General features: G+C 71.1%; 25 protein-coding genes. 17 read left to right on the forward strand and 8 right to left on the reverse strand.

Features of this window, described 5'->3' with window-relative positions; all coding sequences use genetic code 11:
* Positions 1 to 55 precede the first annotated feature (55 nt).
* The 7 genes from sufD (at position 56) to IE107_RS04275 (ending at position 5,984) form a co-directional block, all read left to right on the forward strand.
* Positions 56 to 1,237, forward strand: a complete 1,182-nt coding sequence (sufD, locus tag IE107_RS04245) for a Fe-S cluster assembly protein SufD (protein WP_189541167.1) — start codon at positions 56 to 58, stop codon at positions 1,235 to 1,237.
* On the forward strand, positions 1,237 to 1,554 hold the full coding sequence (locus IE107_RS04250) for a bifunctional 3-phenylpropionate/cinnamic acid dioxygenase ferredoxin subunit (protein ID WP_072483053.1): 318 nt from the start codon (positions 1,237 to 1,239) through the stop codon (positions 1,552 to 1,554). Before sufD ends, IE107_RS04250 begins: the two co-directional genes overlap by 1 nt.
* Positions 1,555 to 1,561: 7 nt before the next feature.
* Entirely contained in the window at positions 1,562 to 2,353 is a 792-nt protein-coding gene (sufC, locus tag IE107_RS04255; protein ID WP_093899508.1) for a Fe-S cluster assembly ATPase SufC, read from the forward strand.
* Positions 2,350 to 3,606: a cysteine desulfurase gene (locus tag IE107_RS04260; RefSeq protein ID WP_189541169.1), complete on the forward strand. Its 1,257-nt coding sequence runs from the start codon at positions 2,350 to 2,352 to the stop codon at positions 3,604 to 3,606. The genes sufC and IE107_RS04260 overlap by 4 nt, the downstream gene beginning before the upstream one ends.
* Before the next feature lie 24 nt (positions 3,607 to 3,630).
* Positions 3,631 to 4,086, forward strand: a complete 456-nt coding sequence (sufU, locus tag IE107_RS04265; protein WP_189541171.1) for a Fe-S cluster assembly sulfur transfer protein SufU — start codon at positions 3,631 to 3,633, stop codon at positions 4,084 to 4,086.
* Entirely contained in the window at positions 4,083 to 4,418 is a 336-nt protein-coding gene (locus tag IE107_RS04270; protein ID WP_189541173.1) for a metal-sulfur cluster assembly factor, read from the forward strand. The genes sufU and IE107_RS04270 overlap by 4 nt, the downstream gene beginning before the upstream one ends.
* 174 nt (positions 4,419 to 4,592) lie before the next feature.
* Complete coding sequence (locus tag IE107_RS04275; RefSeq protein ID WP_189541175.1) at positions 4,593 to 5,984, forward strand: hypothetical protein; 1,392 nt, start codon at positions 4,593 to 4,595, stop codon at positions 5,982 to 5,984.
* Between the two features lie 158 nt (positions 5,985 to 6,142).
* On the opposite strand, the gene IE107_RS04280 is transcribed toward IE107_RS04275, so the two are convergent.
* Complete coding sequence (locus IE107_RS04280) at positions 6,143 to 7,144, reverse strand: DUF7847 domain-containing protein (RefSeq protein ID WP_308434206.1); 1,002 nt, start codon at positions 7,142 to 7,144, stop codon at positions 6,143 to 6,145.
* Positions 7,145 to 7,364: 220 nt separating this feature from the next.
* Here IE107_RS04280 and IE107_RS04285 point away from each other — a divergent pair, with 220 nt between their 5' ends.
* Both IE107_RS04285 and IE107_RS04290 read left to right on the forward strand, forming a co-directional pair.
* Positions 7,365 to 7,685: a DMT family transporter gene (locus IE107_RS04285; protein ID WP_189541389.1), complete on the forward strand. Its 321-nt coding sequence runs from the start codon at positions 7,365 to 7,367 to the stop codon at positions 7,683 to 7,685.
* Positions 7,685 to 8,221 carry a TetR/AcrR family transcriptional regulator gene (locus tag IE107_RS04290; RefSeq protein WP_189541177.1) on the forward strand — a complete coding sequence of 179 codons (537 nt, stop codon included), beginning with the start codon at positions 7,685 to 7,687 and terminating at the stop codon, positions 8,219 to 8,221. Before IE107_RS04285 ends, IE107_RS04290 begins: the two co-directional genes overlap by 1 nt.
* 51 nt (positions 8,222 to 8,272) lie before the next feature.
* Here the strand turns inward: IE107_RS04290 and IE107_RS04295 are convergent, their stop codons facing one another.
* A complete protein-coding gene (locus IE107_RS04295; protein ID WP_189541179.1) occupies positions 8,273 to 9,160 on the reverse strand; it encodes a winged helix-turn-helix transcriptional regulator in 888 nt (295 codons plus the stop codon).
* Between the two features lie 108 nt (positions 9,161 to 9,268).
* Between IE107_RS04295 and IE107_RS04300 the strand changes: the two genes are divergently transcribed.
* A complete protein-coding gene (locus IE107_RS04300; protein ID WP_189541181.1) occupies positions 9,269 to 10,513 on the forward strand; it encodes an MFS transporter in 1,245 nt (414 codons plus the stop codon).
* Positions 10,514 to 10,600: 87 nt separating this feature from the next.
* A complete protein-coding gene (dapD, locus tag IE107_RS04305) occupies positions 10,601 to 11,590 on the forward strand; it encodes a 2,3,4,5-tetrahydropyridine-2,6-dicarboxylate N-succinyltransferase (RefSeq protein WP_189541183.1) in 990 nt (329 codons plus the stop codon).
* Here dapD and dapA read toward each other — a convergent pair.
* A complete protein-coding gene (dapA, locus tag IE107_RS04310) occupies positions 11,587 to 12,471 on the reverse strand; it encodes a 4-hydroxy-tetrahydrodipicolinate synthase (RefSeq protein WP_189541185.1) in 885 nt (294 codons plus the stop codon). The two genes, dapD and dapA, sit on opposite strands and share 4 nt — an antisense overlap.
* 208 nt (positions 12,472 to 12,679) lie before the next feature.
* Between dapA and IE107_RS04315 the strand changes: the two genes are divergently transcribed.
* A complete protein-coding gene (locus IE107_RS04315) occupies positions 12,680 to 13,324 on the forward strand; it encodes a DUF4232 domain-containing protein (protein WP_229866680.1) in 645 nt (214 codons plus the stop codon).
* Between the two features lie 48 nt (positions 13,325 to 13,372).
* On the opposite strand, the gene IE107_RS04320 is transcribed toward IE107_RS04315, so the two are convergent.
* On the reverse strand, positions 13,373 to 14,506 hold the full coding sequence (locus tag IE107_RS04320; protein WP_189541188.1) for a lipid II:glycine glycyltransferase FemX: 1,134 nt from the start codon (positions 14,504 to 14,506) through the stop codon (positions 13,373 to 13,375).
* Between the two features lie 136 nt (positions 14,507 to 14,642).
* Here IE107_RS04320 and IE107_RS04325 point away from each other — a divergent pair, with 136 nt between their 5' ends.
* Positions 14,643 to 15,356: an antibiotic biosynthesis monooxygenase gene (locus IE107_RS04325; RefSeq protein WP_189541190.1), complete on the forward strand. Its 714-nt coding sequence runs from the start codon at positions 14,643 to 14,645 to the stop codon at positions 15,354 to 15,356.
* An 8-nt stretch (positions 15,357 to 15,364) separates the two neighbouring features.
* On the opposite strand, the gene IE107_RS04330 is transcribed toward IE107_RS04325, so the two are convergent.
* The gene (locus tag IE107_RS04330; RefSeq protein WP_189541192.1) at positions 15,365 to 17,224 is read right to left on the reverse strand and encodes a DUF8508 domain-containing protein; all 1,860 of its coding nucleotides are present in this window, start codon (positions 17,222 to 17,224) and stop codon (positions 15,365 to 15,367) included.
* 237 nt (positions 17,225 to 17,461) lie between these two features.
* Here IE107_RS04330 and IE107_RS04335 point away from each other — a divergent pair, with 237 nt between their 5' ends.
* From IE107_RS04335 to IE107_RS04350, 4 genes are all read left to right on the forward strand, one after another.
* Positions 17,462 to 18,925, forward strand: a complete 1,464-nt coding sequence (locus IE107_RS04335; RefSeq protein ID WP_189541194.1) for a hypothetical protein — start codon at positions 17,462 to 17,464, stop codon at positions 18,923 to 18,925.
* 192 nt (positions 18,926 to 19,117) lie between these two features.
* Entirely contained in the window at positions 19,118 to 20,578 is a 1,461-nt protein-coding gene (locus tag IE107_RS04340; protein WP_189541196.1) for an alkaline phosphatase PhoX, read from the forward strand.
* Positions 20,579 to 21,073: 495 nt separating this feature from the next.
* A complete protein-coding gene (locus tag IE107_RS04345; RefSeq protein WP_189541198.1) occupies positions 21,074 to 22,654 on the forward strand; it encodes a TROVE domain-containing protein in 1,581 nt (526 codons plus the stop codon).
* Between the two features lie 78 nt (positions 22,655 to 22,732).
* Positions 22,733 to 22,963 (forward strand): hypothetical protein, encoded by a 231-nt coding sequence (locus tag IE107_RS04350; RefSeq protein WP_189541404.1) that lies wholly within the window; start codon positions 22,733 to 22,735, stop codon positions 22,961 to 22,963.
* Between the two features lie 106 nt (positions 22,964 to 23,069).
* On the opposite strand, the gene IE107_RS04355 is transcribed toward IE107_RS04350, so the two are convergent.
* The 3 genes from IE107_RS04355 to IE107_RS04365 all read right to left on the reverse strand — a co-directional run bounded on the left by IE107_RS04355 (position 23,070) and on the right by IE107_RS04365 (position 25,457).
* Entirely contained in the window at positions 23,070 to 24,281 is a 1,212-nt protein-coding gene (locus tag IE107_RS04355) for a TerD family protein (RefSeq protein WP_189541200.1), read from the reverse strand.
* An 83-nt stretch (positions 24,282 to 24,364) separates the two neighbouring features.
* Positions 24,365 to 24,583: a hypothetical protein gene (locus IE107_RS04360; protein ID WP_189541203.1), complete on the reverse strand. Its 219-nt coding sequence runs from the start codon at positions 24,581 to 24,583 to the stop codon at positions 24,365 to 24,367.
* Positions 24,584 to 24,647: 64 nt separating this feature from the next.
* Positions 24,648 to 25,457: an NAD-dependent epimerase/dehydratase family protein gene (locus IE107_RS04365; protein WP_189541205.1), complete on the reverse strand. Its 810-nt coding sequence runs from the start codon at positions 25,455 to 25,457 to the stop codon at positions 24,648 to 24,650.
* Between the last annotated feature and the right edge of the window lie 74 nt (positions 25,458 to 25,531).

The raw sequence follows: 25,531 nt of genomic DNA on the forward strand, positions 1-25,531 counted from the left end.
GCCTGACGACCGGATTCCCCGACCACTGACAGAGAAAGCGAGCACTACGACAGCCATGGCTGAGGCTCAGAACATTCCGGCGGGTTCCACCACCACCGGGTCCATCGCGGTGGCCGCCGAGTCGACCGTCGCCACGCGCATGAGCGCGCCCCCGTCCTTCGACGTCGCGGACTTCCCGGTCCCGCACGGCCGCGAGGAGGAGTGGCGGTTCACCCCGCTGGAGCGGCTGCGCGGGCTGCACGACGGCACGGCCGTCGCCACCAGCGGCGCCGTGAAGGTCGCGATCGAGGCTCCCGAAGGTGTCACGGTCGAGACCGTCGGCCGCGACGACTCCCGGCTAGGGAAAGCCGGTACCCCGGTGGACCGCGTCGCCGCCCAGGCGTACACGTCCTTCGAGCAGGCGTCCGTCGTCACGGTCGCCAAGGAGGCCGTGCTCACCGAGCCGATCCGCATCACGGTGCACGGCGAGGGCGGTGTGGCCTACGGCCACCAGGTCGTCGAGCTGGGTGCCTTCGCCGAGGCCGTCGTCGTCATCGACCACACCGGTGACGCGGTGCTCGCCGCCAACGTGGACTACGTCCTCGGTGACGGCGCGAAGCTCACCGTCGTCTCCGTGCAGGACTGGGACGAGACCGCGGTCCACGTCGGCCAGCACAACGCGCTGGTCGGCCGGGACGCCTCGTTCAAGTCGATCGTCGTCACCTTCGGCGGCGACCTCGTCCGGCTGCACCCGCGCGTCGCCTACGCGGGCACCGGCGGCGAGGCCGAGCTCTTCGGTCTGTACTTCACCGACAAGGGCCAGCACCAGGAGCACCGCCTCCTGGTCGACCACAACACCCCGCACTGCAAGTCCAACGCCGCCTACAAGGGCGCGCTCCAGGGCGACGGCGCACACGCCGTGTGGATCGGTGACGTGCTCATCCAGGCCAGGGCCGAGGGCACCGACACCTACGAGATGAACCGCAACCTCGTCCTCACGGACGGCGCGCGGGTCGACTCCGTGCCGAACCTGGAGATCGAGACCGGCGAGATCGTCGGCGCCGGCCACGCCTCCGCGACCGGCCGGTTCGACGACGAGCAGCTCTTCTACCTGATGTCCCGCGGCATCGAGGCCGAGGAGGCCCGCCGGCTCGTCGTGCGCGGCTTCTTCGCCGAGCTCGTCCAGCAGATCGGTCTGCCGGACGTCGAGGCGCGGCTGCTGGAGAAGATCGAGGCCGAGCTGAAGGCATCCGTCTGATGGCCTTCGTCAAAGCCTGCGCGCTGAGTGAGCTGGAGGACGACACCCCGAAGCGGGTGGAGCTCGACGGCGTCCCGGTGTCCGTCGTCCGTACCGAGGGCGAGGTGTACGCGATCAACGACATCTGCTCGCACGCGAACGTCTCACTGTCCGAGGGAGAGGTCGAGGACTGCATGATCGAGTGCTGGCTGCACGGCTCCAGCTTCGACCTGCGCACCGGCAAGCCGTCCGGCCTTCCCGCGACGCGCCCCGTCCCCGTATACCCCGTCAAGATCGAAGGGGACGATGTGCTCGTCTCCGTCACCCAGGAGTCCTGAGTCACCCATGGCAACGCTTGAAATCCGCGACCTGCACGTCTCCGTCGAGGCCGACAACGCCACGAAGGAGATCCTCAAGGGCGTCGACCTGACCGTGAAGCAGGGCGAGACCCACGCCATCATGGGCCCCAACGGGTCCGGCAAGTCCACCCTCGCGTACTCCCTCGCGGGTCACCCCAAGTACACGATCACCAGCGGTTCGGTGACCCTGGACGGCGAGGACGTCCTGGAGATGACCGTCGACGAGCGGGCCCGCGCCGGTCTGTTCCTCGCGATGCAGTACCCGGTCGAGATCCCCGGTGTCTCGGTCTCCAACTTCCTCCGGACCTCCGCCACCGCCGTCCGCGGCGAGGCGCCCAAGCTGCGCACCTGGGTGAAGGAGGTCAAGGAGACGATGGGCCGGCTCCAGATGGACCCGGCGTTCGCCGAGCGCAACGTCAACGAGGGCTTCTCCGGCGGTGAGAAGAAGCGCCACGAGATCCTTCAGCTGGAGCTGCTCAAGCCGAAGGTCGCGATCCTCGACGAGACCGACTCCGGTCTGGACGTCGACGCCCTGCGCATCGTCTCCGAGGGCGTCAACCGGGTCCGCGAGACCGGCGAGGTCGGCACCCTGCTGATCACGCACTACACGCGGATCCTCCGCTACATCAAGCCCGACTTCGTGCACGTCTTCGCCAACGGCCGCATTGCCGAGTCCGGCGGCGCCGAGCTCGCCGACAAGCTGGAGAACGAGGGCTACGAGGCATATGTGAAGGGTGGCCCCGTGAGCGGAGCGAACTCAGGAGGTGCAGTCGCGTGACACAGCTGCCGGGCCTCCTCGACACCGAGGCGATCCGCAAGGACTTCCCCCTGCTGGATCGGACGGTCCACGACGGGAAGAAGGTCGTCTACCTGGACAGCGCTGCGACCTCGCAGAAGCCGCGCCAGGTGCTCGACGCCCTCAACGAGTACTACGAGCGGCACAACGCCAACGTGCACCGCGGTGTGTACACGATCGCGGAGGAGGCCACGGCGCTGTACGAAGGCGCCCGTGACAAGGTCGCCGCGTTCATCAACGCACCCAGCCGCGACGAGGTGATCTTCACCAAGAACGCCTCCGAGTCGCTCAACCTCGTGGCCAACATGCTCGGCTGGGCCGACGAGCCCTACCGGGTGGACCACGACACCGAGATCGTCACCACGGAGATGGAGCACCACTCCAACATCGTGCCGTGGCAGCTGCTCTCGCAGCGCACGGGCGCGAAGCTGAAGTGGTTCGGCATCACCGACGACGGCCGCCTCGACCTGTCCAACATCGAGGAGATCATCACGGAGAAGACGAAGATCGTCTCCTTCACCCTGGTCTCCAACATCATGGGCACGATCAACCCGGTCGAGAAGATCATCCGCCGGGCCCAGCAGGTCGGCGCGCTGGTCTGCATCGACGCCTCGCAGGCCGCCCCGCACATGGTGCTCGACGTGCAGGCGCTGCAGGCCGACTTCGTGGCCTTCACCGGTCACAAGATGGTCGGCCCGACCGGTATCGGCGTGCTCTGGGGACGGCAGGAGCTCCTGGAGGACCTGCCGCCGTTCCTCGGTGGCGGCGAGATGATCGAGACCGTGTCGATGCACTCGTCGACGTACGCCCCCGCGCCGCACAAGTTCGAGGCCGGTACGCCCCCGATCGCCCAGGCCGTCGGCCTCGGCGCTGCCGTGGACTACCTCTCGGCGATCGGCATGGAGAAGATCTACCGCCATGAGCACGCGATCACCGAGTACGCGGTGAAGCGGCTCCTGGAGGTCCCGGACCTCCGGATCATCGGTCCGGCGACCGCCGAGGACCGCGGCGCCACGATCTCCTTCACGCTCGGCGACATCCACCCGCACGACGTGGGCCAGGTGCTCGACGAGCAGGGCATCGCGGTCCGGGTCGGACACCACTGCGCACGGCCGGTCTGCCTGCGGTACGGAATTCCTGCGACCACGCGAGCGTCGTTCTATCTGTACTCCACGCCCGCCGAGGTCGACGCCCTGGTGGACGGCCTGGAGCACGTACGGAACTTTTTCGGATAATGGGCGAGCGGCTGAGGTTGACTGGTGAAGCTTGATTCCATGTACCAGGAAGTGATCCTGGACCACTACAAGCACCCCCACGGGCGCGGCCTGCGGGACGGCGACGCCGAGGTGCACCACGTCAACCCGACGTGCGGCGACGAGATCACTCTCCGGGTGAAGTACGACGGCGAGACCATCGTCGATGTGTCGTACGAGGGTCAGGGCTGCTCCATCAGCCAGGCCAGCGCCTCCGTGCTGAACGACCTCCTGGTCGGCAAGGAGCTGGGCCAGGCGCAGAAGATCCAGGAGACCTTCCTGGAGCTGATGCAGTCCAAGGGCCAGCTGGAGCCCGACGACGCGATGGAGGAGGTGCTGGAGGACGCGGTCGCGTTCGCCGGCGTCTCGAAGTACCCGGCCCGGGTGAAGTGCGCGCTGCTGAGCTGGATGGCGTGGAAGGACGCGACGGCGAAAGCGCTGTCCGAAGGGAAGACGGCATGAGCGAGAACGAGACCCTGAGCAAGCCGGCCTCCGAGGAGGAGGTCCGCGAGGCCCTGTACGACGTGGTCGACCCCGAGCTGGGCATCGATGTCGTCAACCTGGGCCTGATCTACGGCATCCACATCGACGACGCCAATATCGCCACCCTCGACATGACGCTGACGTCCGCGGCCTGCCCGCTGACCGATGTCATCGAGGACCAGGCGAAGTCGGCGACCGACGGCATCGTCAACGAGCTGCGGATCAACTGGGTCTGGATGCCGCCGTGGGGCCCGGACAAGATCACGGACGACGGGCGGGAGCAGCTGCGCGCCCTGGGCTTCAACGTCTGAGACGTCCGAGCCCCCGCGAACGACGAAACGGCTCCCGGCGCCGCGCCGGGGGCCGTTCGTCATTGTTTCGCCTGCCGTTCGTCGTTGTTTCGCCTGCCGTACGCATGATGTGTGTCCCTCGTTGGCACGGGTACCGGAACGTACCCGCGACACCACGCCGACGAGAGGCATGCCGTGCTGCATCAGTCTTCGCTCACCGACCGCAGGGCGGCCGCCGCCGGCGGCTTTCTCCTGCTGGCCGCCCTGGGGATCAACACCCCCGCGCACGCCGCGAGTTACGGGACGCCGACGATCGGGCTCTCGGTCTCCTACCTCTCCGGTGCCGTCGGCGCGAGCGGTGACCCCGTGGTGACCGTCACCGTCGCGCAGAGCGGTGCCGACGCGGCCGCGCTCGGCGTGGCGGCCTCCGCCAGCTCCAGGCCGTCCGTCGCCCGGACCGGTGACGTGACTGTGACGGGGACCGGGGGCACCCGCAGGCTCACGGTCGCCGCTCAAGGACGCGGCTACACCGACCTCACGGTCAAGGTCACCGGCCTCGGCGGCAAGACCGCCACCAAGACGCTGCACTACGCCGCCTCGGCCGCCGTGCAGAACGCCTCCGACACCCGATATCCCACCGGTTCCTCGGACGCCTCGGCCGCCGTCGACGTCGGCGGCGGGTACGTGGTCGTGGCCGACGACGAGTCCAACACGCTGCGCCTGTACGACCGTTCCGCGTCCGGTGCGCCGGTGAGGAGCTGGGACGTCGGCTCGGAGCTCGGGGTGTCGAAGGAGATCGACATCGAGGGCGCGGCCCGGGTCGGCGACACCGTCTACTGGACCGGTTCACTCGGCAACAACAAGGACGGCGAGTACAAGCCGGCCCGCAACACCGTCTTCACCACGAAGGTGACCGGATCGGGCGCCGGCACCCGGCTGACGGTGGGCGGCTCGTACGGAGAGCTCCGTGACGACCTCGTCGCCTGGGACAAGGCGAACGGCAACCGGCTGGGCTTCGCCGCGGGGACGGCGGACGGTGAAGCGCCCAAGCAGATCGACGGGTTCAACATCGAGGGCCTGGAGTTCGCGCCCGGCTCGACGACCACCGCGTACCTCGGCTTCCGGGCACCCCTGGTGCCGCCGAAGCCGGGTGGCAAGGCCCTGATCGTGCCCGTCACCAACTTCGACGAGGTGGCCGGCAGCGGGGCGAAGGCGGTCATGGGCGTGCCGATCGAGCTGGACCTCGGCGGGCTCAGCATCCGGGACATCCGGAAGAACGCCGCCGACCAGTATCTGATCGTGGCCGGTTCCTGGGCGGCCGACGACAACTCCGACCCGTACGCCCTCTACGCCTGGGACGGCGTCGCCTCGCACGCGCCGGTCAAGCGGGCCGATCTGCCGACGACGGACCCGGGCGGCTGGGAGGCCGTCGTGGACGTTCCGGACCTGACGGTTCCGGGCGCCCGCGCGCAGCTGATCACGGATGCCGGATCGGCCGATCTGTACGGGGACGGCACGGAGGCGAAGGACCTCGACCACGCCGAATGGAAGAAGTTCCGGGCCACCTGGTTCACCGTCGGCGGCTGACGGGCGGACGGCCGCGCGGATTCCGGACGCGAACGGCCGGGTCCGCCGGGCAGACCGGCGGGCACGGCCGTTTCCTTCCACGGTGTCGTCATCGACGCCCACGGTTCTGCGTCGCCCGCCCGCCGGCCGATGAGCGGGCCGGGTCCTCGCGGCCGCGCTCAGGGGCCGTACCGCGGTCCGTACTGCGGGGGCACGGCCGCCGCCTCGGCGAGGGCCGGGCCCAGATTCTCCGTGCGCATGCGCCGGTCGACGTAGAGCAGTCCGGTCACCAGCTGCGGGAACGTCGCCGAGATGAACTGGCCGATCAGCTGACCCAGCGCCAGGATCACCAGATAGCCGCTCATGGCGAAGGCGATGGAGGCGGGATTCGGGTCCTCGTCCAGAGTCGCTCCGCCGATGACCCCGGAGAACATGCCGAGGAACGAGAACGGGATCTGGATGACGTAGTTCGTGGCGGCGGCAAGCATGAAGGACAGCAGGGTGATACCGAGGACCCGCCACCAGTCGCCGCGCACCAGCTGCGAGGAGCGGCGCAGGGCGGCCATCGGGGACTGCCCCTCGAACACCGCGGCCGAGGGTGCCAGGCAGAACTTCACCCAGAGCCAGATCGCCAGCGGGGCGGTGGCCAGCGCGCCCAGGAAGCCGAGCGCGGTCCACAGCGCGATGTCGCCCCCGTGCGTCAGGGCGATGGAGCCGATCACGAGCGCGAAGAAGCCGACCACCATCAGCAGCATCGGGACCATGGCGATCAGGTAGGTCAGCACCACCGTCCCGAACACCGACGGTACGCGGGCCCAGGCCCGGCGCCAGACGAGGGCGAAGGTGGTCGGCCTGCCCAGTACCGCCTCCTGCAGGATCGTGGGAACGGTCGCGTACATCATGGCCGTGGCGACCGTGAAGACGATCAGACCGAGCAGCCAGATGACACCGAGGCCGACCACGATCGGCACCACGTCGGAGGACGGAGGGTCCTCGTCGGCGCTGAGCGCGATGAGCCGGTGCAGAGGGTCGCTGACCGCGGAGTACCCGATCAGGACCGCGGCGCCCATGATCACCAGCGCCCCGCCGTACACGGCCGCGCCGATGCCGAACAACTGCTTCCAATAGCGCCCCAGTGTGCTGAAGGCGCCGCCGAATATGTCCCCGAGCCTCAGGGGCACCAGCGGTATCACTCCCGGCTTCGGCGGTGGCGTCCAGCCGCCCCATCCCGGCGGTCCCGGGGGCCCTCCGTACGGTGCTCCGCCGCCCCACCCTGCGTCCTGCGCCACTGCTGCTCCGTCGTGTGTCGTTGTCCGGTGTGCTGGTCGGGACACCGTAGCGTCCCGATCGGCCGAAAGCGCCCGTACCGTCGCGCATACGGCGATGCGTACACTCGTACACATGGGATACGGACTGCTGGCCGCGGCGATCGCGGCGGAGGTGGCCGGCACGACGGCCATGAAGTACAGCGAGGGCTTCACCCGGTTCTGGCCCTCGCTGATCACCGTCGCGGGATACCTCGTGGCCTTCGGGCTGCTCGCCCAGACTCTGAAGACGCTGTCGGTGGGCACCGCCTATGCCATCTGGGCCGGGATCGGCACCGCGGCGGTCGCCGCCATCGGCATCCTCTTCATGGGCGAGTCCGGCAGCCCGGTCAAGCTGGCGGGCATAGCGCTGGTCATCGCCGGAGTGGTGGTGCTGAACCTGGGCGGGGCCCACTGATGGTGCGGCGCTACGACCCCGAGCGGCGCGACCGCATCATCGATGCCGCGATCAGGGTGGTCGGCGCCAAGGGCATCGCGGGGCTGAGCCACCGCTCCGTCGCGGCCGAGGCCGATGTGCCGCTCGGCTCGACGACGTATCACTTCGCCTCGCTGGACGAGCTGTTGATCGCCGCGCTGCGCCGGTCGAACGAGAATTTCGCCGAGGTCATGCGGGAGAGCGAGGCACTGGCCGATCCGGACGCCGACCTCGCCGGGGAACTGGCCGGGCTGCTGGGGGCGTACTTCTCCGGCGGGCGCGGACGGGCCGAGCTGGAGTACGAGCTCTATCTCGCCGCGCTCCGCAGGCCCGCGCTGCGCCCCGTCGCCGCCGAGTGGACCGACGGCACCGCCGAACTGCTGTCCCGGCGGACCGATCCGGCCACGGCGCGGGCGCTGATCGCGCTCATGGACGGCATCTGTCTGCAAGTGCTGCTCACCGGCGGCGAGTACGACGAGGCGTACGCGCGCGAGATGCTGGGGCGGATCGCCGGGTGACGGCCCTGTCCCGGGGCACGGGGTGACGGCCGTCCCGTCTCCGGGTGTCCCTCATTCCGGGGACGGGCGCGGGCTCCGTACCGCCGCCAGGGCCGCTCGGACGCTCGCCTCGATGTCCGTGATCGGATACAGCGCCTCGCGGACCGTCCGGTCGCGGTCCACCACCAGCGTCAGCCGCTTCATCCGGCTGGTGCCCCCCGCGCGGAAGGTCGGCAGGCGCAGCGCCGCGGTCAGTTCCAGCTCCGCGTCGGACAGCAGCGGGAACCGCAGCCGCTCCGCCCGGGCGAAGGCCCGCTGCTCGTCCGGGCGTTGGGTGGAGACCCCGTGCACGGTCGCGCCGGCCGCCGTGAACTCGGCCAGCTGGTCGCGGTAGGTGCAGGATTCGAGCGTGCAGCCGCTCGCGCCCGGGATCCCGGCCCAGCCCGGCGGATAGGCGTCCCGGCGGGCGTAGGCGCCGGGGAAGAAGTACAGGACGGTGTACGGGGTGCCGGCGACCGGGTCGCGCGATGCGCCGTCGTGGTCCAGCAGCCGCAGCGCGGGCAGGCGTGTGCCCACCAGGGCGTGCACCCGGGCCGCCTCCTTCGAACTCTCCGCGGCCGTCGCCATCGTTTCCCCTTCCCCCAGCACCCAGGTGTCGCCCCAGTCCTGGAGCGCGATCAGTACCGGCAGCAGTGCGCGGCCGCGCCGGGTGAGCCGGTACTCGTACCGGGGCGGCCGGTCCTGGTACGGCTCCCGGGCGAGCACCCCCGCGTCGACCAGCAGCCGCAGCCGCTCGGTCAGCACCTTGCGGGAAACGCCCAGCTCTTCCTGGAGCGCGTCGAAGCGGTGCACCCCGCGCGCCGTGTCCCGCACGATCAGCAGGGTCCACCAGTCGCCCACGACATCGAGTGCCTGGGCGATCGCGCAGTCGGCGTCGGCCAGGCTGGTGCGCTGGGGCATGGGCTCCTCCGTCGGTCTCCCGCATCCGCCTCTTACCGGATTGACCAGCAGGAAAGCATGATGCCATGGTTAGTTCCCAAAAGGAACTCGCTGGGGAGGGTGCTGGGGATGAGCTTCTTCGGGGTCGTGCGGGACGTACCGCGCACGGTGCGGCTGCTGGCCCTCGGCTCCTTTCTCAACGGAGTCGTCAGCTTCACCTTCGTCTACCTCTTCGTCTATCTGAGCGGGCCGCGCGGGCTGAGCGTCCCGCAGGCCGGGGTCGTCGCGGGCATCGGCGGCATCGGCCTCGTGGCGGGCAACTTCACCGGTGGCTGGTTCGGCGACAGGTACGGCCACCGCCGGATGCTCCTGACCGGCGCGCTGGTCAGCGGCACGGCGCTCGCGGCCCTGCCGGTCCTTCCGGTCGCGGCGATGTACGGGGTGCTGCCGCTCGCGCAGTACGCGGCAGGCGTCGTACGCGCGGCGAACTCCGCGCTCGTCGCGGTCTCTGTCCCCGAGGGCGGGCGGCGCCAGAGCTTCGCCCTCGTACGGTCCGCCGGCAATGCCGCGTTCGCCGTCGGCCCGCCGCTCGGCGCGCTGATCGCCGCCCGCTTCTCGTACGACTGGCTGTTCGTCGCCGACGGCCTCGGGACCCTGCTCTTCGCCGGGTACGCGGCGGCGGTGCTCCCGGCGCACGGCACCGCGCACACCCGGCCCGCCCACGACCCGGACGCGCCGGGACTCCTGCGCGAACTACGGGCCAGGCCCGCCGTGCCGGTGCTGCTCGCCGCGATCCTCTGCGTCGACCTCGTCTACCGGCAGCAGTACTCGACCCTGCCCGTCTTCCTCGCCGAGCACGGCCACGGCGCGCAGTTCTACGGCTGGCTGCTGTCGGTCAACGGCGGGGTGATCCTGCTGCTGGAGCTCCCCGCGGCGCACCTGCTGCGCCGACGGGCGCCACTGGGCATCGTGGGCACCGGGCTGCTGCTGGTGGGGCTGGGCTACGCGCTGCTGATCCCGGGGGCCGGGGCGTTGTCCGCCGTCACCATGATGGCCTCGCTGACCGCGGGCGAGATCCTCTACAAGACCACCGCGACGGCGTACGTCGCCGATCAGGCGCCCGCCCATGCCCAGGGCCGCTTCCAGAGCCTGTACGCGGGCGCCTCCATCAGCGGCCAGGTGCTGGCCCCGCCGCTCGGCGGCGCGCTCTACACCCACGCGCCCGGACTGCTCTGGCCCGCGTGCGCGGCACTGGCCTGCGGTGCGGGGGTGGCGGTGCTGGCGGCGCGGCGGCTGCGGGCGCCCGGGGTGCCGGGTGCGGGGCGCGAGCAGGTTTCCGCGCGGGCACCCGAACGGCAGGCACAGCCCGGATGACCTGCGGGCGGGCGGCCGGGCCCGCGCGGCGGCCATCGGGCGGGACCGGTTGGCTCCCGCGGTGCCTCGCCGGTTAGGTTTCGTGTCATGACCGACACGACTCCTGCTCGCACCACCGGCGCCGTCGCCGCCGGCCTCGCCACCATCGCCGGCGACGGTTCCGTTCTCGACACCTGGTTCCCCGCCCCCGAGCTCACCGCCGGGCCCGGCCCGGCCGGAACCGAACGGCTCACCCCCGACCAGGCCGTCAACCTCCTCGGTGAGGGTGCCGCCAAGGCCATCGGCGTGGACGCCCGCCGCGGTGTCGAGATCGTCGCCGTACGTACGGTCATCGCCTCGCTCGACGACAAGCCGCTCGACGCCCACGACGCATACCTGCGCCTGCACCTGCTCTCGCACCGCCTCGTCCAGCCGCACGGCCAGAACCTGGACGGGCTCTTCGGCCTCCTCACCAACGTCGCCTGGACCTCGCTCGGCCCGGTCGCCGTCGACGATGTGGAGAAGGTGCGGCTCAACGCCCGCGCCGACGGCCTGCACCTCCAGGTCACCTCGGTCGACAAGTTCCCCCGGATGACCGACTACGTCGCGCCGAAGGGCGTCCGGATCGCCGATGCCGACCGGGTCAGGCTCGGCGCGCACCTCGCCGCCGGCACGACCGTCATGCACGAGGGCTTCGTCAACTTCAACGCGGGCACCCTCGGCACGTCGATGGTCGAGGGCCGCATCTCCGCAGGTGTCGTGGTCGGCGACGGCTCCGACATCGGCGGCGGCGCCTCCACCATGGGCACCCTCTCCGGCGGCGGCAAGGAGCGCATCGTCATCGGTGAGCGCTGCCTGATCGGCGCCGAGGCCGGGGTCGGGATTGCGCTCGGCGACGAGTGCGTCGTCGAGGCCGGGCTCTACGTCACGGCCGGTACCCGCATCACGCTGCCGGACGGCCAGATCGTCAAGGCCCGCGAGCTCTCCGGCGCCTCGAACATCCTCTTCCGCCGCAACTCGGTCTCCGGTGCCGTCGAGGCCCGCCCGAACAACGCGGTCTGGGGCGGTCTGAACGACATCCTGCACAGCCACAACTAGCTCGTAGCGGCGAGGAGTTCCTCGTACGCCCTCCGCAGCCCGTCGGCCGCCTCGCGCCCGGCGGGCTGCAGCGGTTCACGGACCGGTCCGGCGCCGAGCAGCGCCTTCGCCGTGACCGTACCCGGCAGTCCGGACGCCATCATCGCCTCCGCGAGAGGGGTGTTCAGCAGGTTGAGCCGGGCCGCCCCGGCGGTGTCCCCGGCGTCGAAGGCATCCAGGACCGCCCTCAGCTGCCGGGGCGCCACATTGGCGACCGTGCTGACATAACCGGCCGCGCCCACCGCGTACAACGGCAGATTCAGCTCCTCGCAGCCCGAGTAGTACGCCAGCGAGGTCGCGCCGATCACCTTCGTGGAGCCGAGCAGGTCGTACGCGCAGTCCTTCACGGCCGCGATGCGGGGGTGCTCCGCGAGCCGCAGCAGTGTCTCCGGCTCGATGCGGGTGCCGGTGCGGCCGGGGATGTCGTACAGCATCAGCGGCAGACCGGTCGCGTCGGCGACCCGGCGGAAGTGTGCCTCCACGGCGGCCTGCGGTGGTCGGCTGTAGTACGGCGCCACCACCAACAGGCCGTCCGCGCCCGCCTGTTCGGCCTGCCGGGCGAGGTCCACGGTGTGCCGGGTGTCCGCGCTGCCGACCCCGGCGACGATCGGCACACCGTCGCCGACCGCCGCCCGGACCGCACGCAGCAGCGCGGTCTTCTCGGCGTCCGTGGTGGTCGGGGACTCGCCCGTGGTGCCGCTCAGCACCAGGCCGTCGCAGCCGTCGGCGACCAGGGCGGCGGCATGCTTCCCGGCGGCGTCCGGATCCAGGTCGCCGGAGGCGGTGAACGGCGTGATCATCGCGCAGAGCGCGCGACCGAAGGGGGCTGTGGGTGTGGTCATCCCAGAAGTGTCGGCCGACCGGACTGTGAAGGTCCACTTAGATCTGCTTGGGGTGAGTGGCAAGAAGGGCTCAACAGTCGCCGGGTCGGGCGGCCGCGCTCTGGCATGATCGAACACCTATGCGGTAGGCGAGACCGGGGTGGGTGGCGTGAGCGTGCGAGGGCAGGCAGGGGCGGGGGCCCGAACGGGCAACGGCAGACGAGGGCCGGTGACGGCCGTGCTGCTGGCCGGGGTGCTGGGCCTCTCGCTCTCCGGATGCGCCGGGTTCCTCGTACCGGCGGGAGAGGGCGAGCCGGAGCCCACGCCGAGCGTGTCACGGCTGCCCGGCGGGGTGCACGCCGACAAGCTGCCGACCCCGTTCCCGAGCGTCTCCACCGGGCTCTCCGACCGGCCGCCGGCCGCGCAGGGGCCCGGCCCCACGCCCACCGTCCGGGCCGGCTGCCCGTCCTCCGGCGTCGTCGTCGACATGGGCGAGGTGGAGGCGGCGCTCGGTCACCGGGCCGTCGGGCTCACCCTCACCAACTGCGGCAGCAAGCCGTACCGGGTCCACGGCTACCCGTCCGTCCGGGCCCTGGACGAGGCCGGCGACCCGCTGCCCGTCCCGGTGAACCCGGGCTCCTCCTACATGGGCACCGACCACGGGCCGCAGGAGGTCGTGCTGAAGCCGGGGAAGACGATGCGATCGCTCCTGGCCTGGGTCTCCACCCCCACCGGCGGCGACCTCGTCGAGGGCGACGCCCTGGAGATCGCGCCGGCCCCCGGCCTGGAGGCGCGCACCTTCCCGCTCAAGGGCAGCGACGTACGGCTGCTCGACGAGCTCAACATGACCGCGTGGCGGACCGGCCCCGCGTAGCCGGTGCGCAGGATCACGCCCCGCAGTCGGCCACGGGCGCCGCGCCCGTCAGCGCCGGGCCATGTAGAGGGTGAAGGCCTTGTGGAGCACCTTGTTGACCGGGTAGTCCCACTCGCCGATGTACTCCGCGGCCCGGCCGCCCGTGCCGACCTTGAAGCGCAGCAGGCCCACCAGATGGCTGCTCTCGTCGAGGGTGTCGGTGATGCCGCGCAAGTCGTAGACGGCCGCGCCGCGTTCGTGCGCGTCGCTCATCATGCGCCACTGGACGGCGTTGCTGGGCTGCACCTCGCGCTTGCGGCCGGTCGAGGCGCCGTAGGAGTACCAGACGTGGTTCCCCACCGTCAGCATCGTCGCCGCGGAGAGCGTCTCCCCGTCGTGCCGGGCGAGATAGAGCCGCATCCGGTCGGGGTCCTCGGCCCGCAGCGCGGTCCACATGCGCTGGAAGTAGCCGAGCGGACGGGGGATGAAGCGGTCGCGCCCGGCGGTCTCGCGGTACAACTCGTAGAAGGCCGGGAGGTCCTCGTAATCACCCTCGACGACCTTGACGCCCGCCTTCTCGGCCTTCTTGATGTTGCGCCGCCACTGCTGGTTCAGATTGCCCCGGATCTCCTCCAGCGACAGCCCGGCGAACGGTACCTGGAAGACGTACCGGGGCTGCCCCGCGCCGAAACCGTCCTCGCCCTCCTCCTCGCCCCGCCGCCAGCCCAGGGCGCGCAGCTGCGCCACGACCTCGGCGGCCCGCGGCTCCTGCGCGTCCGGTGGCACGTCGCGCAGCCGCCCGGCCGCCGGGTCGGCGATGGCGTCCTTGACCGTCCTGGCGTCCCAGCGCCGGGCGACCACCGGCGGGCCCATCCGCACCGAGAACGCGCCCTGCGCCTTCAGATGCGCCAGCATCGGATCCAGCCACGGCCCCAGCCCCGTGCCGTGCCAGTCGATGACCGGGCCCTCCGGCAGATAGGCCAAAGAGCGCTTCACCCGGGGGATCGGCCGGTACAGGACGAGCCCGGCCCCGACGATCCGCTCCGCTCCCGCGCCGTCCCGGTCGAACCAGCCGATGCTCTCCGCGCGCCAGTCGGGCTTCACGTCGCCCCACGACGGAACCTGCATATGGCTCACGGCGGGGCGGCTCGCGACGAACGCCAGATGCTCCTCGCGGCTGATCGTCCTGAGGTGCGGTGCCATGCGCTGCTCCGTTCGTTGTGCTGTCGCTGTGCCCGGCGGTGCGGACCGGGTGTGCTGTTGACCTCAAGCGCACTTGACGTACCAGGGTGGCCGGCAACGGTGCACCGCCCCGGTGCCCCCGTCAGGAGGACCCGTCATGAGCGTGCGATTCGCATCCCGTCCCGATCTTGCCCGTAACGACGTCGGACTCGTCAAGGCGAGCACCTGGGATGTCGGCACCCCGGAGCGCCAACGGCGGACGGTCGAGGCCATCCGTGAGGCGTGGGCCCGCCGGGACTGGCCGCATCCCGGACTTCTTTCGTACACCGTCCATGCCGGTGAGGACGGGAAGACCCTGTTCCACTACAGCCAGTGGAGTGGTGAGCAGGCATACCAGGACTTCTTCCGGCACGGCAGGGACGAGCGCAACGCGGACATCGACGCCGCCGTGCCCGGTATCCGGCGGCTCGGACTGCACACCCTGGAGCTCTACCGTTCCACGCCGCCGCGGAAGGACGACGGACGCGAGCCGGGCTGCGTCGTGATCGTCGACGTCGAGTTCGAGGGACCGGACAAGGCGCGGCAACGGGACTGGGTGGACACCGTGTTCGAGGCGCTGGGGACCGACCCGACGCCCGCCCCCGGCGGCATCTCCGGACACTTCCATGTGAGCACCGACGGGACACGGGTGCTCAACTACGCCGAATGGGAGAGCGCCCGGGCCCACATCGACGCACTGGCCGCGCCCGGTGCCGGGATCGGGTCGCGTACGCCGCAGTGGGAGCGGGTGCAGTCGTACCCGGGGGTGACCGGCGGCGGAGTGCACCGGTACACGCCCGCCCTCGGCCTCCGGCCGGGGGCGGGCGGGTAGGGCCGCCGCTACGGGCGGAAGCGGAGCACCTGCGGGTCGTGGTCGCTGTTCTGGTCGGCGAACTCGGCGTTGATGTGCACGCTGTCGTACTGGAAGTCGCCGATCGACGGGCTGGTCAGGATCTGGTCGAGGACCTGGCTGTTGCCCTGGTAGACGTAGCTGTAACGCTCCGAGCGCGGCAGGGACTTGATCGCCGGGTACAGCACGCCCCCGGCCGTCAGCGCCTCGGCCGTGCCGGAGAACTCGAAGTCGTTGATGTCGCCGACGACCAGCACGTCCGCGTTCTTCTGGACGCTCAGCAGCTTCTTGACGAAGGAGTTGACCGCCTGGCCCTGCGCGTGCCGCTGGACCTCCGAGGAACGGGTCGGCGGCTGGTGCTGCGAGAAGATGGACTCGTCGCCGCCCTTGGACGCGAAGTGGTTGGCGACGACGAAGACCGTACGGCCGCGGAAGCCGAACTCCCCGACGAGCGGCTTGCGGCTGTTCTCCCAGGCCGCGTTCGCCGGGTCGATCCGGCCGGGGGAGAGGGTCAGGGCCGCGCGGCCCCGCTCCCGTACGACATCGGTGGCCGTCGTCGCGTCGCCGCCGGCCCGGTCGGTGAACGAGACCCGCTCGGGGTTGAAGAGGAACACCTGGCGGATGTTGCCGCCGGGCTCGCCCCCGTCCTTCTTGTCCTGCGGGTCGATGGAGCGCCACTCGTACGCCGGGCCGCCCGCCGCCACGATCGCGTCGGTGAACTTCTTCACCGTCAGGTCGGCGGCGACCGTGCCGTCGCTCTTCGCACCGTTGTTGTCCTGGATCTCCTCCAGCGCCACGATGTCCGGCGAGGCGAGGTTGTCGACGACCGCGGCGGCGAGCGCGTCGAACTTCTCCTGCGGGTCGCTCGGGTCGAGGTTCTCGACGTTGTACGTCGCCACGGCCAGCTCGCCGCCGCGCTGCTTGCGGGTGGTCTCCCGCCGCAGGCCCTCGGCGGCGACCGTGCCCATGGTGCGGGCGGTGAGCGTGTAGCCGCCGTACTGGCTGAAGTCGAGCGGGCCCTCGGTCGTACCGGTCAGCACATCGCCCACATCGGCCTTGGGGAAGGGCTGCTGGGCCAGCGGTACCAGCGACTGGATCTGCAGCCGCCCGGTGTTCTGCGCGTCGTACGAGCCGTAGACGGTGCCGCCGCGGCGGGTGTGGTTCTCGTGCGGCTTCACCGTCACCCACAGCTCGGCGTGCGAGTCGGTGGCGCCGACCACGCGCGAGGTGCCGACGCTGATGTTCATGCCTTCGAGCGACTCGTAGTGGTCGAGGGCGTAGCGGGACGGACGCAGGGGCAGCGCGTTGATCGAGCCGCCCGCCGCGGGGTCGCCCTCGGGGGTGTACCGGGACGGGACGGAGCGCCCCGTGATGCGCACCGGCTCGGGCAGGGCGTTGCCGGAGGACACCACGGCGACGGTGGGCTTGCTGATCTGGGTGAGCGACTGGTTGCCGGAGCCGAGGCCGCCCGGGACGTACTCGGTGACCGTGCCGGAGACGGTGACCGCGTCACCGACCGCGACGGTGGGCGCGGATCCGGTGTAGACGAAGATGCCCTCGCTGGTGGCGGGATCGGCGTCCGGGTTCGGGTCCTGGAACCAGAAGCCCTTCGAGCCGTACGTCCGCACTCCGGTGACGATGCCCGCCACCTCGCCGACCTGCCGGCCGACGAGCGGAGATATCCGGGTGGAGCCCTGGATGTCGTGGATCCGGACCTGGCCTTCCACGGCCTGGTCGGGGGTGGTGGAGGCGGACGCGGAGGTGGTGGCGGCGCCGGTGAGCAGACCGGCGGCGAGCGCGGCGGTGACTACGGCGGAGACGGCGGTCGTTCTGGACGATGCGGCAGGCATCACGGACTCCGTGGGTATCGGGGGTCGGGGTGGAGGTCTACGCGCGTCAATCTCTTGTGTGCGCAAGGCCGTTGTCAAGGTCTGCCGGGTGGACTGCTGCTGTCCGTTGCATGAACCGGGCGGCATGGGGCGAAATGCGTCTACGCTTGGGCCGCGTCCGTACGCCCGGTGCGCCTGATCCGTACGTCCGGCGCGCCCTGTCCCGTACGCCCGGTACGCCCCGAGGAGAACCACCTGATGTCCGCAGAGCGCCCCACCCTGCCGCCCGTACGGCTGCGCACCGAGGCCGAGCTGGCGCGGGACGCGCTTGCCGCGCCGCTGCTCGCCCGCGCCGTCCGGCTCGCCCGCTGGGCGGGCCCCGGCACCCGGGTCGGCGCCGGCGGTGAGCTCGTCGACGCCCAACTGCCCGCGGCGGCCGAGCACCTGGACCTGACGGCCGACGAGGACGGCGCGGCGGAGGCGAGCGAGGCGTGGCGGCTCGCGGTCGACACCGGACTCATCGACGTCGAGGACCCCGACGAGGCCGCCGGGCCGGACGCGGAGGGGACCGCGGCCGTCGGTGAGAACCTGGCGCTCGTCACCGGCGGTTCACCGAAGGACGTCCTGTCGATCTGGCTCGACGGCCTGGAGGCCGTGCACGCCGACGCCACCGCGCCGTTCTTCGACGACCTCGCCGACCTCGTGGGCGAGGACGGCTCGATCGACTTCGAGTCCCTGGACTGGGACCCGGACGCCGAGGCGGAATTCCTCGACGGGGTCCTCGGCAATCTGTATCTGCTCACCGTCGGCGACGGCCACGGCGGCACGGACCCCGTCCCCGTGCCGCTGCCCGCCCTCGCCGCGTCGGTGATCGTCCCCGACGACATGGGCGAACCCACCGACGACATCCTTGAGCAGGTGTCCGAGGCGATGATGCGCCTCGACGACCAGTTCCGGGTCCTGGAACCCATCGGGATCGTCGAGTACCGCCCGGTGGACGAGGCGTTGCTGGCCGAGGAGGGCGGGGACGCCGCCCCGCCGGCCGACGACGAGGACATCACCCGGTACGGAATGGTGAAGCTCACCCCTCTCGGCCTGTACGGACTGCGGAACCGGATGCTGGAGGCGGGGGTGGACGCCCCGGCGATCGGCGACCTCGCGGACAAGGGAGCCGACGCGCTGCTCGGTGGCGTCGCGTACTACCCCGAGGCGGCGGCCCGGAACGAGGTCGAGTTGTGGCTCGCCCGGCGCGGTGGCGTGGACGGCGCGGCGGCCGAACTGCTGGCCGCGGCACGCGGAGCGGACCAGCAGGCCCCGCTGCGCAGGCTCCACTGCCAGCAGGCCCTCGCCCTGGTCGGCATGGAGGCGGAGCCCGCGGTGCGCGCGGTGCTGGACGATCCCGAGCTGGGCGGCCTCGCCCGGGTCTGGCTCGCAGAGCTGGGCGCGGCCGATGTGCCCGCGCCCCCGGAGACGATGATCTTCTGGCTCGCCATCGACACGATCGCGGCCCAGCTGGAGGCCGCCGGCGATCTCGACGAACTCCAGGGACTGGTGGAGGGGCTGGCGGGCCAGCACAGCGGCTTCTTCGACGAGGCCTGGCGGGTGGAGCACCCGGCGACCGCGGACGTCCTCGAAGCGATGGGACGGCTGCACGGCGACAAGAAGAAGGCCAAGGAGGCCCGCAAGGCGGCCTTCAAGGCCCGGTCGCGCAAGCGAGCCTGACCCCCCGTCCGGCTGCGAGCGGGCGGCGCGGGCGGGGCGGCCCCACGGCGAACGGCGACTTCAGGGCACGCATTCCGGCCAAGTGCACAGGAAGGATGCCCCCTGGCGTCGCCCGCAGTTCAACTGGTGTTGACCCAAGGGCGCAACTGTGGGCGCGCCAACAACCCGCCCAGTTGCCCCAGGAGTTACGTGATGCCCATCACGCGCAGGGAATTCACCAAGCAGTCCGCCCTCACCGGTGCCGGCATCGCACTGACCGGTACCGTCGCGGCGCTGGCCACCGCACCGGGTGCGCTGGCCGCCGGGGACCCGAAGCACGGCCACGGCCACGACGACCACGGTCACGGGCACGGCCGCGAACCCGGTTACGGGCCGCTGATCGCCGACCCCGAGGGCATACTCGCGCTCCCCGCCGGCTTCTCGTACAAGGTCATCACCCACTGCGGTGTCACCAAGCTGGAGTCCGGCGAGTACACGCCCTCCAACCACGACGGCACGGCCACCTTCGAGGGCCCGCGCGGCGTCACCCTGCTCGTCAACAACCACGAGCTCAGCGGCACCCGCGCCGGCTGGGAGCACCCGGTGCCGCTCGCCGAGGGCCTCGTCTACGACCCGGTCGCGGCCGGCGGCTGCACCGTCGTGGAGACCCGCCGCGACGGCCGTACCGCCGAGTGGGTCGGCATCGCCGGCACGTCCACCAACTGCGCCGGTGGCGCCTCCCCGTGGGGCACCTGGCTCACCTGCGAGGAGACCGAGGACCGGGCCGGCAAGAACGGCCTGCTCAAGGACCACGGCTATGTCTTCGAGGTCGACCCGTACGACCGCAAGGCCAACCGCGACCCGCACCCGATCAAGGCGTTCGGCCGGTACGCCCACGAGGCCGTCGTGATCGACCCCAAGCGCGGTCACGCCTACCTGACCGAGGACGCCGGGAGCCCCAACGGGCTGCTCTACCGTTGGGTCCCGCCGCAGGGCTTCCGGCACGGCCGCGGCAAGCTGCGCACCCTCGCCGACGACGCCGGTGTCCTCCAGGCCACCAAGTGCTTCGACCGCAACGGCAGGTTCGTCGACGACCTGTCCCGCGCCACGAAGATCGGCACCGTGTACGGCGTGGACTGGGTCGACGTGCCCGACCGCGACGCCAGGACCGTCTCGGTGCGCAAGCAGTTCGCCGACGGTGAGATCACCCGCGCCCGCAAGCTCGAAGGCATGTGGTGGGGCGACGGCGGCGCCTACGTCGTCTCCTCGTTCGCCCGCTCCGAGAGCCCCGTCCAGCACGACGGCCAGGTCTGGTTCTACGACCCGAAGCGCCGCACGCTGACGCTGAAGGTGCTCCTCGGCGTGAACCCCGACCCGTCGAAGGACGGCGCCTTCGACGGCCCGGACAACATCACCGTGTCGCCCTACGGCGGTCTGGTCATCTCCGAGGACGGCGACGGCATCCAGCACCTCTTCGGCGCGACCGAGAGCGGCCGCACCTACCCCATCGCGCGCAACGAGCTGAACATCGGCACCGAGGAGAAGCCGGAGTACAGCGAGTTCACCGGTGTCACGTTCTCGCCCGACGGCCGGACGCTGTACGCCAACATCCAGACGCCGGGCATCATGCTCGCCATCACCGGTCCGTGGAAGCGCCAGCCGAACCGCGACTGACGTCCGGTCACCCGGCGCGCGTAATCCCCTCGCGCGCTGCCCGGACGTCCCCCTAGAGTCCTGTCTGTGCCCAGGTGCGCAGGCAGGACCTACTTCCAATGTCATGGGGATGTCGCGGGTTCGAGTCCCGCCGCCGGATTCCGGTCCGGTGTAGCTCAGCCGGCAGAGCGCCTTCGTCGGTTCCGCCGACCCTGACCTCTGGGTACTACAACTTCATCAGCAACACCAGCATTGCACCTCCCGGTGCGCAGGCCGCGGCTACTTCCTGTCATGAAACCGCCGCTGCCGACTCTGATCTCGGGAGGCACAGACGCCGGGGGTGCCCGGTGCGCAGGCGACGGATACTTCCATTGAACAGACGGTTGCGGGTTCGAGTCCCGTCCGGCCGCGGCCGGTAGCTCAATTCGGTAGAGCATCAGTGATACCCGTCGCCGACTCCTGATCTCGGGCTCCCTTTGCGCTGTGCCTTCTCCCAATGAATTCGGGGGAATTCACATGGCACGCTTCAACATCCGCATCACCAGACCCCGTGTCACCTCGCCCGTGAAGTCGACCGGGCGCACTGCGCCGACCCACCAGGGCGGCCGGGGACATCTGCGTGACAACCGCTCAGAGCTCTTTCTGCTCGCGGTCGCCAATTTCGTTTCGCAGCAGACCTTTTACGAGGACGGCGAGCAGCGGGACGAGCGCTTCGCCGAACTGGTGCGGGTGCTTGCCGTCGGTGACCCCGAGTGGACCGCGGGCCTGCTGCACTGGCTGCGCCGCGACGGCCGGATGCGTACCGCCTCGATCGTCGGCGCCGCCGAGTACGTGAAGGCGCGGCTGGACGCGGGCGCCGAGGACGGACCGTCCAACCGAAAGGTCGTCGACTCCGTCCTGCTGCGCGCCGACGAGCCCGGGGAACTCCTCGGGTACTGGACCTCCCGCTACGGCCGGGCGGTGCCCAAGCCGGTCAAGCGCGGCATCGCCGATGCCGTGCGCAGGCTCTACAACGGCAGGTCGCTGCTGAAGTACGACACCGCCTCCAAGGGCTACCGCTTCGGCGACATCCTGAACCTGGTGCACGCCTCGCCCGACCCGCAGAAGCCGTGGCAGGGCGAGCTGTTCCGGTACGCCCTCGACCGCCGCCACCACCCCGAGGCGGCCGTGGTGCCGGTCTCCGACCGGGTCCTGAACGCCCACCGCGCGCTGATGGAGCTGCCCGTCGGGGAGCGGCGGGCCGTGGTCGAGAGCACCGACGCGGCGGACCGGCTGGCGGCCGCGGGCATGACCTGGGAGGCCCTGGCGGGCTGGCTGCAGGGGCCGATGGACGCCACGGCCTGGGAAGCGGTGATCCCGTCGATGGGCGCGATGGCGCTCATCCGCAATCTGCGCAACTTCGACGAGGCGGGAGTCTCGGACGAGGTCGCCGCACGGGTGGCGGAGCGGATCTGCGACCCGGCTGCGGTCGCCGCGTCCCAGCAGTTCCCCTTCCGCTACCTCGCCGCCTACCAGCACGCGCCCTCGCTGCGCTGGGCCCACCCGCTGGAGCAGGCGCTCGGCCACTCGCTGGACAACGTGCCCGCCCTGCCGGGGCGCACGCTGGTCCTGGTCGACCGCTCGGGCTCGATGTGGTCGCCGCTCTCGGACCGTTCGCAGCTCAACCGGGCCGACGCGGCCGCGATCTTCGGTACGGCGCTGGCGCTGCGGGCGGCCGATGCCGATCTGGTGCAGTTCGGTACGAACAGTGCGCCGGTGACATATCGCCGGAGCGAGTCCGTGCTGAAGATACTGGAACGCTTCGGCAATCTCGGCGGCACCAACACCGCGGAGGCGGTGCGTCGGCACTACCGGGGCCATGACCGGGTGCTGATCGTCACCGACGAGCAGGCGTCGTTCTCGTACGCCGCGGACGTCACCGCGGCGGTGCCCGCCACCGTGCCCGTCTACACCTGGAATTTGGCCGGGTACCGGGTCGGACACGCCCCCTCGGGCGACGGGACGCGCCACACCTTCGGGGGTCTTTCGGACGCCGCGTTCCGCATGGTGCCGCTGCTGGAAGCGGGCCGGGACGCGGACTGGCCCTGGATCCGCTGATCACGAATCCGGTATCAGTGGGGCCCCTGCGGTGAACGGGCATGGCGTCGGGCGTTCCCGGGGCGCATACTCAACGCAATGAAACAGTCAGCCGGTTCCCGGCGCCATCTGCCCTCCAGTCCCTTCAACCGCCCGGCCCAGGCGGACCCACCGGTCGAATTGTTCGATGTGGGCGACCGGGTGTCGCACGATCAGTTCGGACTCGGACGCGTCCTCGCCGTCGAGGGCGACAACGACGCGGTGCTCATCGACTTCTCGGGGCAGCAGGGGAGGATCCTGAGCCCGTACTCCAAGCTGACCAAGCTCTGAGAGGGGCGGCGAGCACGCGCGGCGTCCGTGTCCCCGTCACATTCTCCGGCTTCAGGGGCGTCTGCGTCGGCAGGTGCCCCTGAAGCCGTATCGGGAGCCGTTCCCCCTACAGGGCCTGGGCGGCGGGCTTCACCATGCCGCGGACGGTGCGCGACTTCACGAAGTCGCCCATGGCCGTCATCTCCCACTCGCCGGAGAACTGCTTGATCAGCTTGGCCATCATCACGCCGGTCTGCGGCTCGGCACCGGTCAGGTCGAAGCGGACCAGCTCCTCGCCGGTGGTCGCGTCGACCAGCCGGCAGTAGGCCTTGGCGACCTCGGTGAACTTCTGGCCGGTGAACGAGTTGACCGTGAAGACGAGGCCGGTCGCCTCCGCCGGGATCCGGCCCAGGTCCACGACGATCACCTCGTCGTCACCCGCGCCCTCGCCCGTGAGGTTGTCGCCGGAGTGCTTGATCGCGCCGTTCAGGATGGAGAGCTTGCCGAAGTAGCAGCTGTCCAGGTGGTTCCGGGTGGGGCCGTAGGCGATCACGGAGGCATCGAGGTCGATGTCCTTGCCCCGGAACGCGGGCTCCCAGCCGAGGCCCATCTTGACCTGGGAGAGCAGCGGCCGGCCGCCCTTGACCAGGGAGACCGTCTGGTTCTTCTGGAGGCTCACCCGGCCCTTGTCGAGGTTGATCTTGCCGCTGCCGGCGGGCGGGGCGGCGGGCGGGGCCGGCGGGGCGGCGGGGGCCGGGGGCGCGGCGATCCGCGGGTCCACCGGTGCGGCGGGCATCGGGGGCGCCACGGGCGCGGGGGCCGGAGCGGCGGCGGGCTCCTCCTCGACCGAGACGCCGAAGTCCGTGGCGATCCCGGCCAGCCCGTTCGCATAGCCCTGGCCGACCGCGCGGGCCTTCCAGGCGCCGTTGCGGCGGTAGACCTCCATGACCACCAGTGCTGTCTCGGCACCCAGCCGGGGCGGGGTGAACGTGGCCAGCACGCTGCCGTCGTCGCTGTTGCGCACCGTCGCGGTGGGCTCGATGCCCTGGAAGGTCTGGCCCGCCGCGTCCGGGCTCGCCGTGACGACGATCTTCTCGATGCCGGGCGGGACCGCGGCGGTGTCCACCAGGATCGCGTCCGGCGCGGTGCCGCCGCCGGAGCGGTAGGTCACGCCGGGGCCGTCGGGCTGGTTGTAGAAGATGAAGTCGTCGTCGGAGCGCACCTTGCCGTCGGGGGTGAGCAGCAGGCCCGAAACGTCGAGCCGCACCGGTGCGGAGACGTCCACGGCCACGCGGGCCGCGGAGAGAGGGATGTTCGAGCCGGGGGTCATAGCGGTCATGCTCGGGGTAACGAACGACCCGGCTTTGCCGTTCCCTTACCTTTGGCGGGCTTCGGCCGTACGGGCGCCCGCCCGTACCCCCGTCAGCGGTTGCGCGGGTGGTTGCGGGCGGTGCGTTCGTTGCCGTGCTTGTACGCCCCCGTCCAGCGGGCCATCACCAGCTGCGCGTCCCCCGACTCCACCTCCGCCAGGAACTTCTCCGCCCGGCCGCCGCGCAGCGTGCCCGCGGGGCGGCCGTGGTGGGTGATGGTGACGCTTGCGTCGCCGTGCTGTTCGTACACGAATCCGTAAGGTCTCGGCATGGCTCCGCATCCTGCCCGGCGCAGGGCCGCCTGTCGCGCGGATTTTCGCGGACGGGGGCCGTCGTCAGCGCGGCCAGATCGGCGGATCGGTGCAGAAGTGACCGCCGAGGTGGGCGTGGTCGGGGTTGTCCGGGTCCAGTTCGCCCTGCTCGGCGATGAGCCGGGCCGCGTAGGGCTCGGAGTCGTCCTTCGGCTCGTACCCCAGTGAGCGCGCCGTCGTCAGGTCCCACCACAGCCGGGTGTTGTCGGACGAGCCGTGGACGACGGTGTGCCGCACGCCCTCGGCGGTGAGTGCGGCGTGGAAGAGCCGGGCGCCGTCCCGGGGGCTCATCCAGACCGAGAGCATCCGTACCGATGTCGGCTCGGGGAAGCAGGAGCCGATGCGTACCGAGACGGTCTCCATGCCGTGCCGGTCCCAGTACAGCTGGGCGAGGTCCTCGCCGAAGGACTTGGACAGGCCGTAGAAGGTGTCGGGGCGGCGCGGGGCGTCGACGGGGATCAGCGGGTCGCCGGGCAGCGGGCGGGGGGTGTGGCCGACGACGTGGTTGGAGGAGGCGAACACGACGCGCCGCACGCCCTCCTCGCGCGCTGCCTCGTAGAGGTTGTACGTGCCCTCGATGTTCGCCCTGAGGATCTTGTCGAAAGAGGATTCCAGGGAGATGCCCGCGAGATGGATGATCGCGTCGACGCCCCGCACGGCCTCACGCAGCGCCTCCCGGTCGCCCAGGTCGGCGGTGATCGCGCCCGGCTCGCCCTCGACGGGGACGGCGTCGAAGAGGCGGAGTTCGTAGCCGTACGCGGGCAGCAGGCCGCGCATCAGGGTGCCGAGACCGCCGGCGGCGCCGGTGAGCAGGACGGTGCGGGGAGCGGGCATACGCGGATCTCCTCGGTACGTAGGTGCGCACGCGCGGCACGGCCCCTGAGGTGCCTGCGCCACATGCCGGGGTG

This window comes from Streptomyces gelaticus (assembly GCF_014649535.1).
Classification (GTDB): domain Bacteria; phylum Actinomycetota; class Actinomycetes; order Streptomycetales; family Streptomycetaceae; genus Streptomyces; species Streptomyces gelaticus.